General features: G+C 62.4%; 10 protein-coding genes and 1 pseudogene. 7 read left to right on the top strand and 4 right to left on the bottom strand.

Going from position 1 to position 18,380, the window contains the following annotated elements:
• Positions 1–116 precede the first annotated feature (116 nt).
• On the top strand, positions 117–284 hold the full coding sequence (locus tag GVL50_RS26685) for a metallothionein (protein WP_081730276.1): 168 nt from the start codon (positions 117–119) through the stop codon (positions 282–284).
• Between the two features lie 23 nt (positions 285–307).
• Here the strand turns inward: GVL50_RS26685 and GVL50_RS26680 are convergent, their stop codons facing one another.
• A complete protein-coding gene (locus tag GVL50_RS26680; RefSeq protein ID WP_053121912.1) occupies positions 308–583 on the bottom strand; it encodes a hypothetical protein in 276 nt (91 codons plus the stop codon).
• A 37-nt stretch (positions 584–620) separates the two neighbouring features.
• On the bottom strand, positions 621–848 hold the full coding sequence (locus GVL50_RS26675) for a DUF6555 family protein (protein WP_053121910.1): 228 nt from the start codon (positions 846–848) through the stop codon (positions 621–623).
• Between the two features lie 136 nt (positions 849–984).
• On the opposite strand from GVL50_RS26675, the gene GVL50_RS26670 reads away from it, so the two are divergent.
• From GVL50_RS26670 to GVL50_RS26660, 3 genes are all read left to right on the top strand, one after another.
• Positions 985–1,758: a helix-turn-helix domain-containing protein gene (locus GVL50_RS26670; protein WP_159815631.1), complete on the top strand. Its 774-nt coding sequence runs from the start codon at positions 985–987 to the stop codon at positions 1,756–1,758.
• A 235-nt stretch (positions 1,759–1,993) separates the two neighbouring features.
• A complete protein-coding gene (locus tag GVL50_RS26665) occupies positions 1,994–2,167 on the top strand; it encodes a DUF1427 family protein (RefSeq protein WP_082341460.1) in 174 nt (57 codons plus the stop codon).
• Between the two features lie 30 nt (positions 2,168–2,197).
• Positions 2,198–3,154 (top strand): zinc-binding alcohol dehydrogenase family protein, encoded by a 957-nt coding sequence (locus GVL50_RS26660; RefSeq protein ID WP_159815630.1) that lies wholly within the window; start codon positions 2,198–2,200, stop codon positions 3,152–3,154.
• A gap of 143 nt (positions 3,155–3,297) precedes the next feature.
• Here the strand turns inward: GVL50_RS26660 and GVL50_RS26655 are convergent, their stop codons facing one another.
• Together GVL50_RS26655 and GVL50_RS26650 are read right to left on the bottom strand one after the other, a co-directional pair.
• Positions 3,298–3,645: a DUF6124 family protein gene (locus tag GVL50_RS26655; protein ID WP_159815629.1), complete on the bottom strand. Its 348-nt coding sequence runs from the start codon at positions 3,643–3,645 to the stop codon at positions 3,298–3,300.
• A gap of 293 nt (positions 3,646–3,938) precedes the next feature.
• Positions 3,939–4,907: a nucleoside-specific channel-forming protein Tsx gene (locus GVL50_RS26650; RefSeq protein ID WP_159815628.1), complete on the bottom strand. Its 969-nt coding sequence runs from the start codon at positions 4,905–4,907 to the stop codon at positions 3,939–3,941.
• A 550-nt stretch (positions 4,908–5,457) separates the two neighbouring features.
• Between GVL50_RS26650 and GVL50_RS26645 the strand changes: the two are divergent.
• From GVL50_RS26645 to mnmH, 3 genes and pseudogenes are all read left to right on the top strand, one after another.
• Positions 5,458–15,980 (top strand): annotated as a pseudogene (locus tag GVL50_RS26645) (autotransporter-associated beta strand repeat-containing protein).
• Between the two features lie 287 nt (positions 15,981–16,267).
• Complete coding sequence (gene selD, locus GVL50_RS26640) at positions 16,268–17,302, top strand: selenide, water dikinase SelD (protein ID WP_159815627.1); 1,035 nt, start codon at positions 16,268–16,270, stop codon at positions 17,300–17,302.
• Positions 17,302–18,380 (top strand): tRNA 2-selenouridine(34) synthase MnmH (gene mnmH / locus GVL50_RS26635; protein WP_159815626.1); only part of this gene is annotated, 1,079 nt, incomplete at its 3' end. The genes selD and mnmH, both read left to right, overlap by 1 nt.

Here is an 18,380-nt window from a genome sequence, read left to right as displayed (position 1 = left end):
CCCCCAAAACCCCAAACAAGCAAAATCAAAAGATCGCAGCCTTCGGCAGCTCCTACACTGGTAATCACGGCTTACCTAAAAGCCCCAGACAACCACCAACCAAGGAGTCTGCCCCCATGCCCGATAGAAAATGCGATTGCCCAAACTGCAAATGCACCATCAAAGAAGGCGATCATGCCTACGCCGTACACGGCAAACACTACTGCTGCGAAGCCTGCGCCCACCACCACAAAGGTGGCGAAGAATGCTCAAGCAAAGGCTGCCACTGCGCACATCCCAAATAAACACAGGCAAAAAAAAGTGGAGCCTAATCAGGCTCCACTTCCAGTTTCAGACTTTCATCATCCAGCCGCTCGGTATGCCGCACCGTGCCTTGCAATCGCCGCCCCTCAACCCGAACCACCACGGTTTTCGCCTGGTCGAGGTCTTCCGGTAACGGCGCTGGCACTCTCAGGGCGAAGCAATACGGATCATCGTCGACCGCTTCCAGACCCACGCGGCAATCCACGCTTTTGGTGATACGCCCAAACAATGTGTCGAGGCCGTAGTCCAGATGCGCCGGGCTGCTGCTGAAATCGATCATGGTTGCATTCCCCCGAATGTTCGCGTGCAGGCTGAGCTTAGCTGGTCGGTCGCCAGACGACGTTTTCCACGCCGAATTTTTCCGCCATCGGTTTGCTGGTCTTCTGTACTTTTTCACGACCAAAGCGCGGAATGCGACCCACGCCCGCATCGCAACTCGCCCAGTGCCACGCCTCGGTGTTGTCCATTTTGTCCGAGCGGATAATGAACGACTTGGCTGTGCCGTGAAGGGTGTACTCGATGACGTAGAGTTTTGCGTTGTTCATAAAGCCGGTATTCCTCCCTGTGGTAATAGAGGGATCGTTGAGCACCGGGAAAATTCATTCGGATTGTCCGACGGTATCTATCGTTGGCGAGGTTTCGGGCGACTGGTTACCATGGCGCCTCCACCAACCCCAATGAATGCTCACCATGGCCCTCGCCACGCCCCCCGATTTCACTGACATCGATGTGCCCATGCAACCGCTGGCGCGCACGTATCCGCGTGGCTTATTTATCGAGCCGCATGAGCATGACTGGGGCCAGTTGCTGTACGCGATGAGCGGGGTGATGTGGGTCGAGACGCCGCATGAAGCACTGGTGGTGCCACCGCAGCGCGCGGTGTGGTTGCCGCCCGGGGTGCCGCACGGGATTCGCGTGGTGTCTGATTTGCAGATGCGCAATATCTACCTGCGCCCGGCGCTGGCGGCGACGCTGGATCAGACGGTGCAGGTGATCGAGGTCGGTGGTTTGCTGCGCGAGTTGATCGTCGGGCTGGTGGAGCAGGGCGACAGCGGTGAGCCGGCGTATTACGAGGCGCTCGTTGGCTTGGCGCTGCTGGAGTTGCAGCGCGCAAGGCGTTCGCAGCTGAAAATCCCGATGCCGGATGATTCCGATCGGCGCCTGATGAATCTTTGCCAGGCGGTGATGGCCGCGCCGTCGCTGGAGATCCCGTTCGAACAGCACGCGGAAAACGCCGGGGCCAGCGTGCGCACGTTGGCGCGGTTGTTCAAGGACAGTCTGGGCATGGGCTTCGCCGAGTGGCGGCGGCAGGTGCAACTGGCGACGGCGGTGGCGGAGTTGATTCAGGGTGTGGCGGTGAGTGTGATTGCCCGCGAACTCGGCTATTCACCGAGCAGCTTCAGCGACATGTTCCGCCGCGAACTGGGCGTCGCCCCGTCTCAGTTCACGGTGTAACGACGCTATTTCCTGAACCTGCACAAAGCCTGTAGGAGCATGGCTTGCCAGCGAAAGCGGAGTGTCAGCAATATCAATGTTGGCTGAATGGAAGCCTTCGCTGGCAAGCCATGCTCCTACAAGGTTTTGTGGTGATGTCGGCAGGTTTGTCCGAAATTCAGAAGTCCTTGGCCGGTGCCCTTCGCCGAGCCTCCCTACACTCTGCCCATTCCTTTCAAACGGCAGAGTTCTCCCCATGAACTACCTGATTTCGCTGGCCATCGGTCTCGGTGTTGGCCTGTTGTACGGCGCGCTCGACTTCCGTTCTCCCGCGCCGCCGGCCATCGCGCTGGTCGGTCTGCTCGGCATGCTTGCGGGTGAGCAGCTGTGGCCGATGGGCCGGCAATGGGTCGCCGCTTGGTTGTCCTGAATCTTCTTTTCTCCTTCGGTGAATCACTCCATGAAAGCACTGCAATTCGATAAAACCGGCGACCTGTCCTCCCTGCGCTTCGTCGAGGTGCCGACCCCGGTTGCTGGCGCCGATGAAGTCCTGGTGCAGATCAAAGCGGCCGGGCTCAATCCCAGCGACGTGAAAAATGTGCTCGGACGTTTCCCCTACACCACGTTGCCACGGATTCCCGGGCGCGATTTCGCCGGTGTCGTGGTCGAAGGCCCGCCAGCGTTGATCGGTCAGGAAGTCTGGGGCACGGGCCGTGAGCTGGGCTTTTTCGCCGACGGTTCCCACGCGCAATTCGTCAAACTGCCGGCCAACGGTGTCGTCCTCAAGCCGTCGCGCCTGAGCTTCACCCAGGCTGCCAGCCTCGGCGTGCCGTACACCACGGCGTGGGATGCGTTGGAGCGCAGCCTCGTCAAAGCCGACACGCGTTTGCTGGTGATTGGCGGCGGTGCGGTCGCCACAGCGGCACTGGCCCTGGCCAAAGTGCGCGGCGCAAAAATTCTGGCAGCGGCGCGGCGTCCGGAGCAGGTGAGCGAGTTGCAAGCGCAGGGCTACCAGACGATTCAATTGGATAAACCTGAAGACCTCGGTGCGCAGGTCAACGCGGTGTATCAGGGCGGCGCCGAAGTGATCTTCGACACCACCGGTTTCTGGCTGCCCGCCTCGGTGGCGGCGCTGGCAATCTTCGGCCGAATCGCAATCATCGCCGCACCGGTGGACGGCCAAGTGCAGTTGCCGGCACTGGCGTTGTATCGCAAGGGCGGTTCGGTGGTCGGCGTCAACACATTGCTCTACGGCGTCGAAGCCTGCGCAGCGATGTTGAACCAGTTCGGCCAACTGTTCGACGAAGGCTCGCTGCCGTTGCCGCAAGGCCTGGTCGAATCACCACTGGCCGACGGCCTGGCGCGCTACACCGAAGTCAACGAGGGCGGCGGCGACAAAATCATCCTGATTCCCTGATCCCCCCAAATTCCCCTGACAACGCAAAACCTGTAGGAGCCGAGCTTGCTCGCGAAAGCGGTGGATCAGCCAACCTCTCAGTCGACTGACCCACCGCCTTCGCGAGCAAGCTCAGCTCCTACAAGGGACTGTGTCGTCTGGGGTTACGCGGGCACTTCCAGATTATCCAGCGCCCGATTCACCGCCAGTTCCCCGAGCATCACCACCTGCTGAATCCCCAGCAACGTGTGGCGATACGGCGTGTCGAGCGCCGCGGCAAAATCACTGAGCATCACACTCGCTGAAGCCATCGACTCACACGCGTGGGCCAGCAGATCTTCGGTTTTGATATTGGGCGCGATGACGAACATCAGGCTCGGCAGACGCGGATCATCATGAGTCGCACCGGGGCAAAGGTAGTGATCGAGCGCGCGTTCGGCGGCGTCGTGGAGTTTGCGTGAATGGGGGGATTCGTAGGGGGAAGTGGTGTCGGTGGGTGTTGGTTTCAACATGATGTAGCTCCTCGATTGTTGGAGCCTCGATTGATCCGGGCTGCGAAACCCGATCGCTGATTCGTCAACGACCCCCAAACGATAAGGCCCGTCCCCAAGGCGCACAAGCCGGCGGATTCTGGCGTAGCTGTAGGCAATGGCGCAAGGTTGTGTAGCCTCGGAGAGTTTCTGCAGGTGTCTGTTAAACAACTGTGTTTAACATCAAAAGATCGCAGCCTTCGGCAGCTCCTACAGGGGGGCCGCGAATTCTGTGTAGGAGCTGCCGAAGGCTGCGATCTTTTGATCTGTGTCCCTTAAAACTGGTAGCCCACGCCCGCGTAATACCCCCAGCCATTCGAACGCGCACGGAAGTTGCCGTCGCCAAAATTCAGCTCGCTGCCGTCTTCCCAATTGCCGCCATTGTGGAAATACCGGCCCACCAGCGTGAAGCGCAAATGCGTGAACGAGTACAGCAACACGTTGGTCGCCACCGTCGCATTGGCTGTTCGCGCCGGGTTGTCTTTGTGGATGTCGGAGCCGAAGTCGAAGTTGGTGAAGCCGATGTAGGTCAGCGAGGCGCCGTTGCTGAATTTGTCGATGGGCACGATGTATTTGAGTTGGGCGCGGTAGCCGTCCCAGGAATATTCGTTGCTCGCGCCATAGTTTTCCCACTGGTAACGGCCGTAGAGGTTGGCCGACAGGTTGACCCGCGAGTGCGTGTCGATGTCGGTGCCGAAACCGCTGTAGAGGGTGTTGGCGCGGTTTTCCTTGCGGCTGCCGTGGTCGTAGATCCAGTCGAACGCGACGTACCATTCCTTGAACGGGCCGATGGCCAGGCTGCGGCCGGCGAGGTAGTCGATGGAGATGCGCGGTTCGTGTTCCATGAACAGCGGCGAGCCGTGATCCCACACGCCTTTGTCGTGGCTGTTGCCGATGTTGAAGATCTTCGGGACGTCGACGTAGCCGTACAGCTCGAACGGGCCTTTGCGGCCGAAGTACTCGTATTCCAGATAAATGTCGTCAGCGGGTTGCGGGCCGAAGCTGATGTCTTTGCTGCCGATCAGCATCAAGTCCTGGTTGTACCAGTCCGACAGGTACGCGCCTTTTTTTGGTGGACTGGCTTCGGGACTGAGGGCTTCGCCTTGGGCGGATTCTTCTGGCAGAACGGGCGGAGCGGGTTGCGCGAAAGCGCTGTGGCTGAGAAGTCCGGTAACGCCGGTCAGTAGCAAGGAAACAGTCAGCGTGCGCGCAATCGGAGCGCGAGGGGGGAGTGCGGCGTGCATTCAAAGTCCTTTTTTGCAGATCAAGGCCCGGCGTTCTGCGGGTCTGTAGGGTTTTGTTACGAAAATGCCGTGATTGACGCTGCGCAAACGTTTGCACAAGGCGTACCAATTCTTTCAACAGGCTGAAATATTGGGGGTTTTGCGGGTTTTTTTGTCGGAGTGGTCAGTCGAGTAGGTCGTCACAAAATTCATGCTTGGAATGAGCCCTGTGGTGAGGGGATTTATCCCCGACGGGGCGCGCAGCGGCCCCCAAAAAGCCAAGGCCTGCTGCGCAGTCCATCGGGGATAAATCCCCTCACCACAGAGGCCATCCCACAGGTTTCAAATCAGCCTCAAGAGCCGTGATTACGGGTCAAAAGGCTTATTCCAGACCGCTCTAGCACCAAAGTATTAATGCCATTTAACCAAGGCCCCATTGCAGGGCATCAACTAGCGTGTGTCAGGAATAGAACGGTTTTGTAATGACCGTCGCAGTCTTGATTCGCGTGTCGAATAAGCCGCTGCTTGTCCACGCCGTCAAGGAAGAATCTGGCCATACAAGGAGTAGCCCGTGGAAGCAAGGTTTGGTGTCGCCCTCGTCTCGCGTTTTTCCCCTCTTTCCCTTGCTGTGCATTTGAGCGTCGCCGGACTGTTGTTCGGCGGCGTCAGCGCACCCGCGCTGGCCACGTGCTCCACGGCCGGTTCAATCGTGACGTGTACGGGTGTGCCGCCATTGCCACTGGTTCCCAACGACTTCGCCAGTGCCACTAATAATCTGACGGTCAACGTCAACAGCGGCGCGCAGATGAATGCGACCCTTGGCGGGCATGTGATGGATTTGACCGGGGTCAACATCACCCTGAACAACGCCGGCACGATCGACCCGGCAGTCCTCGGTCTGGTCTCGGTTTTGAGTGGCGGGGCATTCATCGGCAGTGGCGCTACCAGCACGGTCAGCGTGCTCAACAACGCTGGCGCGATCATGCGGGGCACCGGGATGTTACTGGGGCTCAACCTGACCAGCATCGACGGCCTGGCCCTTTCGGTTAACAACGCGGCAACCGGCACCACCAGCATCACCAACAACGGCACCATCACCTCGACCGGACTCTCGATCGGCGGCATCACGTTGGCGGATACCCCGGTGATCGGCGTCTATGGTGGTTCGCAAGTCAACATGACCAACAGCAACACCGGCGTCATCAACGGCCGAATCGCATTCGAAACGTCGGCGGCGGGCAACACCTTCTCTAACTCCGGTGCGATTACCGGTGGTGTGTCGATGGGCGCGGCGAGCACCAACACTTTTACGGCAGTGACCGGCTCTTCGGTGCAGGTTGGTGATGGTGTACAGATCAGCGTCGGCCTCGGCGGTCTGGTTAATATCAACCTGACGTTTGCGCCAACCGGCACGGTCGATGGCGGTGCGGGCGGCACCAACAGTCTGATCTTGCAAAATACTGGCGGCGTCGGCGGCGGTATCACCGAGACTGGCACGGCGTCGAGTGCGACCTACGTCAACTTCAACAACCTGACGATCAACAGCGGCACCTGGACGTTGCAGGGGCCATTGGTCAGTGGTGCGACCACGCTCAATGGCGGTATCGCGAACTTCAACAACAACGCCACGTTCGGAAGCGGCGTGCTCACGTCCAACGGCGGGATTTTGCAAGCCAGCAATGCCGGGTTGAATATCAGCAATCTGATTTCCCTCGGTGCTGGCGGCGTCACGGTACAAGGCGGCAATGCCACCACCCTGAGCGGGGTGATTTCCGGCAGCGGTGGTTTCACCAAGGCCGGTACCGGCCAACTTAACCTCGGCGCCGCCAACACCTATCTGGGCAACACCACGCTCAATGGCGGCACGGTGCAAGTCAGCAATAATCTGGCATTCAGTGCCGGCACCCTCAACGTCACCGGCGCGACAACCCTGAGCGCACCGGGCACGATCAGCCTGGCCAACGCCATCAGCCTCGGCGGCACACTGACCGCTGGCGGTACCGGCGCACTGACCCTCGGCGGTTTGATCAGCGGCAGCAGCGGCTTGACCAAAACCGGCACCGGCAGCCTGACCCTCAGCGGCGCCAACGCTGGTTTCACCGGCACCACCACCCTCAGCGCCGGCAGCCTGCTGGTGACCAACAACAACTCGCTGGGCAGCGGTGTATTGAACACCGCCGCCGGCACCAGCCTCGACAGCACCGCCAACGTCACGCTGGCCAATAACATCGGCATGACCGGCGCGCTCAACGTGCTCGGCAGCAATGCGCTGACCCTCGGTGGCGTGTTGAGCGGAACCGGCGGCATCACCAAATCCGGGACTGCCAGCCTGACCCTGACTGGCAACAACACCAACAGCGGCAACACGCTGCTCAATGCCGGCAGCCTGCTGGTGGGCAGCAATACCGCGCTGGGCACGGGTGCGCTGAATACAGCCGCCGGGACCACGCTGGATGCGACGGCGGCGGTGACCCTGGCCAACGCCGTCGCGGTGACCGGGGCGCTGACCGTTGGCGGCACGCAGGCACTGGGCCTGAGCGGTATCGTCAGCGGCGCCGGCAACTTGATCAAAAACGGCACCGCCAACCTCAGCCTCAGCGGCAACAACACCTTCTCCGGCGGCACCGCGCTCAACGCCGGCACATTGATTGTCGGCTCCAACACCGCGCTGGGCACCGGCGCATTGACCACCGCAGCGGGCACCACTCTCGATGCCAGCACGGCGGTCGCACTGACCAACGCAGTTTCGCTGGGCGGCAATTTGAACGTCGGCGGCAGCGCCAATCTGACCCTCGGCGGCATCGTCAGCGGCAGTGGCGGGCTGACCAAAAACGGCGCGGCCAACCTCATTCTCAACGGTGCCAACACCTTCCTCGGTGCCATTGCGCTGAACGCCGGCACGATTACCGCAGGCGCCAACGCGGCGCTGGGCAGCGGCAATATCACCGTGGGCGGTGTGGCTACGCTCGACAGCAATGCAGCGGTGACCTTGAACAACGCCGTCATTCTCAACAACAGCCTGGGGATCGGTGGCAGCAACGCGTTGACCCTCGGCGGCGTGATCAGCGGCGCCAGCCAACTGGTGAAAACGGCGCCTCGAATCTCACGCTTAACGGCAGCAACACCTACAGCGGCGGCACCACGCTGAATGCCGGCAGCCTGACCGTCGGCAACGGTGCAGCACTGGGCACGGGCGCCTTGTCGGTAGAAGGTGCGGGCACCCTCAACAGCAGCGCTGCCGCCACCCTGAACAACAACGTGATTCTCAATGCCAACCTCACCGCCGGCGGCGCTAACGCGCTGACCCTCGGCGGGGTGATCAGTGGCAGCAACGGTCTGATCAAAACCGGCGCTTCGAGCCTGACCCTCAACGGCAATAACACTTACACCGGCACCACGGCACTGAACGCCGGCTCGCTGATCGTCGGCTCCAGCACCGCCCTCGGCACCGGCACACTGAACGCCTCGAACGGCACCACCCTCGATGCCAGCGCCGCCGCGACGCTTGCCAACAACGTCAACCTCTCCGGCACTTTGACTGTAGGCGGCACTAATGCGCTGACTCTTGGCGGTGTCGTCGCCGGTATCGGTGGATTGACCAAGAACGGCGCTGCCGACCTGATCCTCAACGGCGCCAACACTTATTTTGGCAACACCGTGTTGAACACCGGCAAACTGACCGTCGGCAGTAACACCGCGCTGGGCTCCGGCACATTAAACGCGGCGGCCAACACTTCGCTGGACGCCAACACGGCCGTCAGCCTCAACAACGCCGTGGCGCTCGCCGGTGCCTTGAACATCGGCGGCACGGCGAATATGACCCTCACCGGTCTGGTCAGCGGCGCCGGCAGTCTGGTGAAAGACGGTGCGGCCAATCTGATTCTCAACGCCGCCAACAACTACCTCGGCGGCACCACGCTGAACGCCGGCACCTTGACCGTCGGCAACAGTTCGGCATTGGGTTCTGGCCCATTGACTGTCGCAGGAGCGGCGACACTCGACAGCAACTCCCCGCTGGTCAGCCTCAACAACGCGGTTGCTTTGAATGCTGCGCTGACGGTTGGCGGCACGCAGAACCTGACCCTCGGCGGCGTCACCAGTGGCACAGGTTCACTAATCAAAAACGGCGCCGCTAACCTGACCCTCAACGGCAACAACACTTTCAGCGGCGGCACCACTCTGAATGGCGGCACGCTGACCCTGGGCAATGCCAACGGTCTGGGCAGCGGCGCCCTGATCGTCGGCGGCGCGGCGACGCTGGATAACAGCGCCTCGTTCGGCATCGGTAACGCGATCACGTTGAACGCCGGGCTGACGGTTGCCGGCAACAACGATTTGAGCCTGAACGGCATCATCGACGGCGCCGGCAACCTGACCAAAAACGGTCTGTCGGATCTGGCTTTGGCGGGCAACAACACCTTTACCGGCGCGCTGAACATCGTGTCCGGCAGCGTCACCACGCTCAGCAACAGCGCGCTAGGCAACACCGCCGGCGTCAACATCAGCGCCGGCGCCGCGCTGAATCTGGGCAGCAACGCGAGCCTCGGTGCGCTGACCGGTAGCGGCAGTGTGCAACTGACCGGCAGCAATCTGCTGACCGTCGGCACCGGCGACGTCACCAGTACGTTCGATGGTGATCTCAGCGGCAGCGGCGGTCTGGTCAAAGTCGGCACCGGCACCTTAAACCTCACCGGGATCAATGGCATCACCGGCAACACCGCGATCAACGGCGGCATCGTCGAACTCAGCGGTTCGCTGGCCAGTGCACAGGTCAACGTCAACACCGGCGGTACGCTGACCGGCACCGGTTCGGCGATTGGTAGCGTCAACGTCAATAGCGGCGGCCATCTGGCGTTGTCCTCGGGCAACCAACTGTCCGCCGGTGCGCTGACTCTCGGCGCCGGCAGCAATGTCGATGTGGCACTGGGCACACCGTCGACCACCTCGCTGATGAATGTCGGCGGCAATCTCTCCCTCGACGGCAATCTCAACGTCACTGACGCGGGTGGTTTCGGCGTCGGCGTGTATCGCCTGTTCAACTACACCGGCGCCCTGACCAATTTGGGTCTGGATGTCGCCAGCGTGCCGGTCGGCTACGGCCTCGGCGATCTGCTGGTGCAAACCGGCGTGCCCAATCAGATCAACATTCAAGTGTCGGCGCCGAATTCCAATATCCGCTACTGGGACGGCAGCCAGACCATTGCCAACGGTGTGGTCGACGGTGGCAGCGGCACGTGGAATGCGGTCGGCACCAACTGGACCGACGCCAATGGCCTGGTCAACCAGCCGTGGGCCGGCGACTTCGCGGTGTTCCAGGGCACGGCCGGCACCGTGACGGTCAACGGCACGCAAGCGTTCACCGGCATGCAATTCCTCACCGATGGCTACAACGTGGTCAACGGTGCGGCGGGGCAACTGACCGCAGTCAACGGCACCGGCGGCACCACTTCGTTGCGCGTTGATCCGGGCGTGACCGCGACCATCAATGCCAACATCAATGGCAGTGGCATCCTCAACAAACTCGACGCCGGCACGCTGGTGCTCGGTGGTGCCAACGCCTATACCGGCGGCACTCAACTCGATGGCGGCAAAATCATTGTCGGCAGCAACACCGCGCTGGGCACCGGTACATTGACGGCGAATGCCGGCACGCAACTGGACAGCAACGCAGCCGTGACGCTGGCCAACGCTGCGACACTGAATGGCAACCTCACCGTGGTTGGCAGCAATGCGTTGACCCTCAATGGCGTGATTGGCGGCACTGGCGGCCTGATCAAAACCGGCGCGGCGAACCTGACCCTTGGCGGCAACAACGCCTTCCTCGGGCCGGTCGCGCTGAACGCTGGCGGGCTGATTCTGGCGAGCAACTCGGCGCTGGGTTCCGGCACGTTGAATGCTGCTGGCGGTACCACGCTGGATGCGAGCACCGCGGTTTCGCTGAGCAACGCGGTCAACCTGGCCGGCAATCTCGGCATCGTCGGCACGGCGGATCTGACGCTGGCCGGCACGGTCAACGGTGCCGGCAGCCTGAGTAAAAATGGCGCGTCGAACCTGACCCTCAGCGGCAACAACAACTTCCTCGGCGGCACCACCCTCAACGCCGGCACCCTGACCGCCGGCAGCAACTCGGCGCTGGGTCTGGGCAACCTCACCGTCGCCGGTGCCTCGGCGCTGGACAGCAACAGCGCGCTGAGCCTGGGCAATAACGTCGTGCTCAACGCCAACTTGAGCAACACCGGCAGCAACAACCTGACGCTGGCGGGTGTAGTCAGCGGCGCGGGCGGACTGATCAAGGACGGCGCGTCGAACCTGACTCTCAACGGCATCAACACCTTCACCGGCGGCACCACGCTGAACGCCGGTACGCTGACCCTTGGTACCGGCGGATCTCTGGGCAGTGGCGTGCTGACCGTGGCCGGTGCTTCGACCCTCGACAACTCGGCGCCACTGGTGCTGGCCAACAACCTCAACGTCAACGCGAATCTGGCGCTGGCCGGTAACAACAACCTGACCCTCGGCGGTGTGATCGCCGGCGCCGGCACGCTGACCAAAAACGGTCTGGCCGACGTGACTTTGAGCGGCAACAACACCTTCAGCGGCGCCTTCGATGTGGCATCCGGCAGCCTGACCACGCTGAGTGGTGCGGCGCTGGGCAACAACGCCACGGTCAATCTCGCGGGTGGCGCGGCGCTGAATCTTGGCGCCTCGGGCAGCCTCGCCAGCCTCACCGGCAGTGGCACTGCGTTGATCGGTACCGGCAACACGCTGAGCCTCGGCGGCAACAACGTCAGCAGCACCTTCGCCGGCATCCTCAGCGGTGACGGCGGGCTGAGCAAACTCGGCACGGGCACGTTGACCCTCAGCGGCATCAGCGATCTGACCGGCGACACCAACGTCAACGCCGGTACCTTGCAGGTCGACGGTTCGCTGGCCAGCGGCAATGTGCTGGTCAACAACGGCGGCACCCTCGGCGGCAGCGGCACCTTGACCGGAGCCGTGACGGTGGCCGATGGCGGTCATCTGGCAGGCGCAACCGGCAGCACTCTGAACGTCGGTTCGCTGGTGCTCAACGGCAACTCCAACTTCGACGTTGGCCTCGGCACACCGGTCTCCGGCGGTGGCAATGCGCTGGTCAATGTCGGCGGCAACCTGACCCTCGACGGCACCCTCAACGTCAGCGACATCGGTGGTTTCGGCAGCGGCGTGTATCGCCTGATCAACTACACCGGCGGCCTGACCGACAACGGCATGCTGATCGGCACCGTGCCGGGCAGCGTCACCCCCGGCGATTTGACCCTGCAAACCGCGCTGGCCAACCAGATCAATCTGCTGGTGACCGCGCCGGGCGTCACCGTGCAGTTCTGGGACGGTAATCAATTGATTGCCAACGGTTCGGTCGAAGGAGGCAACGGTACCTGGGGCACAGGCACCACCAACTGGACGGACGTCAACGGCACGACCAATCAGGCCTGGACCAACAACTTCGCAGTGTTCCAGGGCGCGGCGGGCACGGTCACGGTCAACGGCGCGCAAACCGTCACCGGGCTGCAATTTGTCACCGACGGCTACAGCCTGCAGAACGGCACGGCCGGTTCGCTGAACCTGGTCAACGGCTCTTTGGGCAACGCCACCGTGCGTGTTGACCCGAACGCCACCGCGACCATCGGCGTAGCGCTCAACGGCGCCGGCACGCTGGGTAAATACGACACCGGTACGCTGGTGCTCAACGCGGCCAACGGTTACACCGGCGGCACGGCGCTTAACGGCGGCAAGATCGTCGTGGGCAACGACGCAGCGCTCGGCACGGGCGTATTGACCGCCGCCGACGGCACCGCGCTGGACAGCAACGCGGACATCAGCCTCGCCAACGATGTGCTGCTCAACGGTGGCTTGAACATCGCTGGCTCTAACGCCTTGACCCTCGACGGCGACGTCAGCGGCAGCGGCAGTCTGATCAAGTCTGGCACTTCGAGCCTGACCCTCAACGGCAACAACACTTACAGCGGTGGCACGCAACTCGCCGACGGTTCGCTGGTGCTGGGCAATAACAGCGCCATCAGCAGCGGTGCCTTGAGTGTGACCGGCAACGGTACTCTCGACAGCACCTCGGCGCTGCAACTGGCCAATGCGATCAACCTCGGTGCGCAACTGACCCTGGCCGGCTACCAGGACACCACGCTGCTCGGCGCGATCACCGGCACCGGCAGTCTGCTGAAAAACGGCACGGCTGATCTGACGCTCAGCGGCGCCAACACTTACAGCGGTGGCACCACGTTGAATGGCGGCAACACCTTCGGCGACACCAGCAGCCTGCAAGGCGCGATCGTCAACAACGCGACGCTGACCTTCGAGCAAAACGCCGATGGCAGCTACACCGGCAACCTCACCGGCACTGGCGAGCTGAACAAAACCGGCACCGGCCAATTGCTTCTGACCGGCAACAACGGCTTCACCGGCAACACCTCGGTGCAGGCGGGCAACCTGAGCGTCAACGGCGTGCTCAACAGCGCCAACGTCGCGGTGGCCAGCGGTGCCAGTGTTGGCGGCAGCGGCACGCTCGCTGGCAACGTGCAACTGGCCGACGGCGCGACATTGCTTGGTGGCGGCGCAGCGGCGCCATTGTCGGTCGGCGCGCTGAGCTTGTCCTCGGGCACTAACCTGGACTTCAGCCTGGGTTCGGCGGCGAGTTCCACCACCGTGGTCAATGTCGCCGGCAACCTGACCCTCGACGGTACGCTGAACATCAGCAACGCCGGCGGCTTCGGCACTGGCGTCTATCAACTGTTCAGCTACGGCGGCAGCCTGACCGACAACGGTCTGGTCTATGGCAGCCTGCCGGTGCCGGTCGATAACCTGACGCTGCAAACCGCGATTGCCAACCAGATCAACCTGCTGGTGCAAAATGCCCCGGGTGAAGTGCAGTTCTGGAACGGCGGCAAAACCAATCCGGACGGCACCATCGGTGGCGGTAGCGGCGTGTGGGGCCCGGACACCAACTGGACTGACCCGACCGGTACTCAGGCGCAAGGTTCGACCGGTCAATTCGCGGTGTTTGGCGGCACGGGTGGCACGGTCACCGTGGTCGGCAATCAGCAATTCACCGGCATTCAGTTCCTTGCCAACGGCTACAACCTGACACCGGGTGCGGGCGGCACGCTGACCCCGGTCAACGGTGCCGACGGCAGCCTCGCACCGGTGCGGGTCAATGCCGGGGCCAGTACGGAAATCGCCGTGCCGCTGGTGGGCACCGGGGGTATCGAGAAACTGGATTCCGGCACGTTGATTCTCAGTGGCGCGAATACTTACAGCGGTGGCACCACCATCAGCGGCGGTACGCTGATCGGTAATACCACCAGCCTGCAAGGCAACATCCTCGACAACGCTGCCCTGGTGTTCCAGCAAAACGTTAATGGCGCTTTCAACGGTACGCTCAGCGGCACCGGATCGATTGCCAAGCGTGGTGACGGCACGCTGTTGTTAACCGGTAATCAACCGTTCAGCGGCACGGTGGCGGTGGATCAAGGTGTGCTGCAAGTGGGCAGCCGCGATGCGACGGCTTCGCTCGGTGGCCAGGTGACCGTGGCCAACGGTGCAGGTCTGAGCGGCAACGGCAGCGTCGGTTCAGTCGTCAACCACGGTGTGGTGGCGTCGGGCGGCGAGGCGGGCAATCTGAGCGTCGCTGGCAACCTGACCAACGCCGCTGATGGTGTGCTGGCCCTGACGGTCAACTCGCCAACCGCCACGCCGTTGGCTGTCGGCGGCACGGCGGCACTGGACGGTGGTCTGCAAGTGACAGCATTGGCGCCGTTCACGGGCGCCACCACTTACACGCTGATCACGGCGGGCGGTGGTGTCACTGGCACCTTCAGCGCAGCGGATCTGCCGCAATACGCCTTCCTCAGCACCGCGCTGGTGTATGACGCCAATGCGGTGAACCTGGCGGTCAGCCGCAACGGCAACTCGTTTGCCGATGTTGCCGCCACCGACAACCAGAGTCATACCGCCACCGCGCTGGACAACAATGGCCCGGCCGGCGCCGAGTTGCAGAACCAGATCATCAACCTCAGCGTGGCCGGTGCGCGCAATGCCTTCGACAGTCTGTCCGGGGAGATTCATGCCAGCACCGCCAGCGCGATGCTTGAGGATTCACGTTACGTTCGCGAGGCGGTCAACGACCGCATGCGCCAACCGTCGTGCAGCGCTGCGGATGATCCACGCCGCGCGCTGGCGCCAAGTGACAACCAACTGAGCAGCAACGGTTGCCACGGCGAAATGGTCGGCTGGGCGCGCGCACTCGGCGCCTGGGGTGAATCGGATGGCGACAGCAACAGCGCCAGCCTCGATCGCAACCTCAGCGGCTTCATGCTCGGCACCGACAAGCAACTCGACGATTCGTGGCGCGTGGGCATGGCGGCCGGTTACACCCGCAGCGACCTCGATGCGCATGATCGTCGCTCGGATGCCACCGTCGAAAGCTACCACCTGGCGGCGTACCTCAACTCGCAGTTCGATGCACTGGCGGTGCGCCTCGGCGCGGCGTACAGCTGGCACGACATCGAGACCAAACGCGACGTCAGCGTCGGCAGCTACAACGATCGTCTGGAAGCCAACTACGACGCACGCACTGCGCAGGTGTTCGGTGAAGTCGGTTACACCGTCGAAGCGGCCGGCATCGCGCTGGAGCCGTTCGCCGGTCTGGCTTACGTCAACTACGACAGCGACAAGGCCAAGGAAAAAGGCGGGGTAGGGCGTCTGAAGGCGGAAGCCGATCAGGACATCACCTTCTCCACCCTCGGCCTGCGCGCCGGCAAAGTCATCACCCTGGCCAACGGCGGGCAATTCACCCCGCGCGCGGCCATCGGCTGGCGCCATGCCTTCGGCGACACCAAACCGGACGCCGACCTGACCTTCATCGACGGCGGCGCCTCGTTCAGCACCCAAGGCGTGCCGATCGCCAAGGACAGCGCGATCGTCGAAGCGGGCGTCGACTTCCAGATCAGCCCGACCGGCAAACTGGGCATTGGTTATTCGGGGCAACTGTCGAATGACAACAATGACCATGCGATGACGGTGAGCTTTAGTCTGGGTTTCTGATTAGGGTTGAAGCACCTGTTTAACCGCCCGCAAGGGCGGTTTTTTTTGGTTCGCCACAAGGGTCAGGTCGTACCCCTGTGGCGAGGGGATTTATCCCCGTTGGGTTGCGAAGCAGCCCCAAAACCATTCAACTCGGTGTGTCAGAAAAATTTGGTGTCTGGATTTTGGCCTGCTGCGCAGGCCAGCGGGGATAAATCCCCTCGCCACAGGGGCCTTCACAGACGCCGCAAAATCTGCGGCCCCGCGCTCTGCTAGAATCCGCCCCATTCACTGCCAGAGATTCCCACATGAGCGAGCCGATTCGTCTGACCCAATACAGCCACGGTGCCGGTTGCGGCTGCAAGATTTCCCCGCAGGTGCTGGAGGTGATTCTCGCCGGCAGCGGTGCGCAGAACCTTGATCCGAAACTGTGGGTCGGCAATGCCTCGCGCGATGACGCGGCGGTGTACGAGATCGATGCCGAGCGCGGTGTGGTCTCGACCACCGACTTTTTCATGCCGATCGTCGACGACCCGTTCGACTTCGGCCGCATTGCCGCGACCAACGCGATCAGCGACATCTACGCGATGGGCGGCGATCCGTTGATGGCGATTGCGATCCTCGGCTGGCCGGTCAATGTGCTGGCGCCGGAAGTGGCGCGCGAAGTGATTCGTGGCGGCCGCTCGGTGTGCGACGCAGCGGGGATTCCGTTGGCGGGCGGGCATTCGATCGATGCGCCAGAGCCGATCTTCGGCCTCGCCGTCACCGGTCTGGTGGAAAAACGCCACATGAAGCGCAACGACACCGCCACTGCCGGTTGCCTGTTGTACCTGACCAAACCGCTGGGCATCGGCATCCTCACCACCGCCGAGAAGAAGGGCAAATTGCGCGCTGCTGATGTCGGCGTGGCCCGTGACTGGATGTGCACCTTGAACAAACCCGGCAGCCGCTTCGGCAAACTCGCCGGCGTTACGGCGATGACCGACGTCACCGGTTTCGGCCTGCTCGGCCATCTGGTGGAAATGGCCGACGGCAGCCAACTGACCGCGCGCATCGCCTACGATAAAGTGCCGCGTCTGGACAGCGTCGAGTACTACCTCGATCAGGGCTGCGTACCCGGTGGCACATTGCGCAATTTCGACAGCTATTCGAGCAAAGTCGGCCGCGTGCAGGAGCTGCACAAACGCGTGCTGTGCGACCCGCAAACCAGCGGCGGTCTGTTGATTGCCGTGACGCCTGAGGGCAATGACGAGTTCCTCGCCGTCGCCGCCGAACTGGGTCTGAACCTGGCGCCGATCGGCGAACTGGTTGAGCGACAGACGAACGCAGTCGAGGTGATTTGATGCTCCGCGACTGCACCGACTACCACGATATTTTCCTCAACGACCGGCCGCTGATGGATGCCCGCGCGCCGGTCGAGTTTCACAAAGGCGCGTTTCCCGGCGTGATCAACTTGCCGCTGATGAACGACCTCGAACGGCAGAAGATCGGCACCTGCTACAAGCAACACGGCCAGCAGGCGGCCATCGAGTTGGGCCATCAATTGGTGTCTGGTGCGGTGAAAGCCGAGCGCATCCAGGCCTGGGCCGATTTCGCCCGGGCCCATCCTGAAGGGTATATCTATTGTTTTCGCGGTGGCCTGCGTTCGCAGATCACTCAGCAGTGGCTGCGTGATGAGGCGGGTATCGACTATCCGCGCGTCGGCGGTGGTTACAAGGCAATGCGCAACTTCCTCATCGACACCACTGAGCAAGCTATCGCGCAGTGCGATTTCGTCTTGCTGGGCGGCATGACCGGCACCGGTAAAACTGAAGTGTTGCTGCAGTTGCGCAATGGTCTCGATCTGGAGGGCCACGCCAATCATCGCGGTTCGAGTTTCGGCAAACGCGCCACCGGGCAGCCATCTAACATCGATTTTGAAAACCGTCTGGCCATCGACATCCTCAAAAAGCGTGCTGCCGGGATCGAGCAGTTCGTGCTCGAGGATGAGAGCCGGGTGGTCGGCAGTTGTGCTTTGCCGCTGCCGCTGTATCAGGGCATGCAGCAGTACCCGATGGTCTGGCTGGAAGACAGTTTCGAAGATCGCGTCGAGCGGATCCTGCGCGATTACGTGGTGGATCTGTCGGCGGAATTTGTGGCGGTGCACGGGGAGGAGGGGTTTACCTTGTTCTCGGAGCGGCTGCTGGAAAGCCTGAACAATGTGCAGAAGCGTCTCGGTGGCGAGCGGCATCGGCGCTTGCTGGTGTTGATGGAGGAGGCGCTGATCGAGCAGGGGCGGAGCGGGTCGGTGGATCTGCATCGCGGCTGGATCGAAGGGATGCTGCGCGAGTATTACGACCCGATGTATGTGTTTCAGCGCGAGAAGAAGGGCGGGCGGATTGAGTTTGCCGGGGAGAGCGGGGCGGTGATTGAGTATTTGCG

This window comes from Pseudomonas sp. 18058, from assembly GCF_902706155.1.
In the GTDB taxonomy this organism is placed as follows: Bacteria; Pseudomonadota; Gammaproteobacteria; order Pseudomonadales; family Pseudomonadaceae; genus Aquipseudomonas; species Aquipseudomonas rustica.
Note: the sequence above shows the minus strand (reverse complement) of the source record. Positions and strands in the feature narration are given on the sequence as shown.

Excerpts from the sequence above, each read along its gene's own strand:
- GVL50_RS26685 (WP_081730276.1), top strand. The coding sequence starts at position 117 with ATGCCCGATAGAAAATGCGATTGCCCAAACTGCAAATGCACCATCAAA.
- GVL50_RS26680 (WP_053121912.1), bottom strand. The coding sequence starts at position 583 with ATGATCGATTTCAGCAGCAGCCCGGCGCATCTGGACTACGGCCTCGAC.
- GVL50_RS26675 (WP_053121910.1), bottom strand. The coding sequence starts at position 848 with ATGAACAACGCAAAACTCTACGTCATCGAGTACACCCTTCACGGCACA.
- GVL50_RS26670 (WP_159815631.1), top strand. The coding sequence starts at position 985 with ATGCTCACCATGGCCCTCGCCACGCCCCCCGATTTCACTGACATCGAT.
- GVL50_RS26665 (WP_082341460.1), top strand. The coding sequence starts at position 1,994 with ATGAACTACCTGATTTCGCTGGCCATCGGTCTCGGTGTTGGCCTGTTG.
- GVL50_RS26660 (WP_159815630.1), top strand. The coding sequence starts at position 2,198 with ATGAAAGCACTGCAATTCGATAAAACCGGCGACCTGTCCTCCCTGCGC.
- GVL50_RS26655 (WP_159815629.1), bottom strand. The coding sequence starts at position 3,645 with ATGTTGAAACCAACACCCACCGACACCACTTCCCCCTACGAATCCCCC.
- GVL50_RS26650 (WP_159815628.1), bottom strand. The coding sequence starts at position 4,907 with ATGCACGCCGCACTCCCCCCTCGCGCTCCGATTGCGCGCACGCTGACT.
- selD (WP_159815627.1), top strand. The coding sequence starts at position 16,268 with ATGAGCGAGCCGATTCGTCTGACCCAATACAGCCACGGTGCCGGTTGC.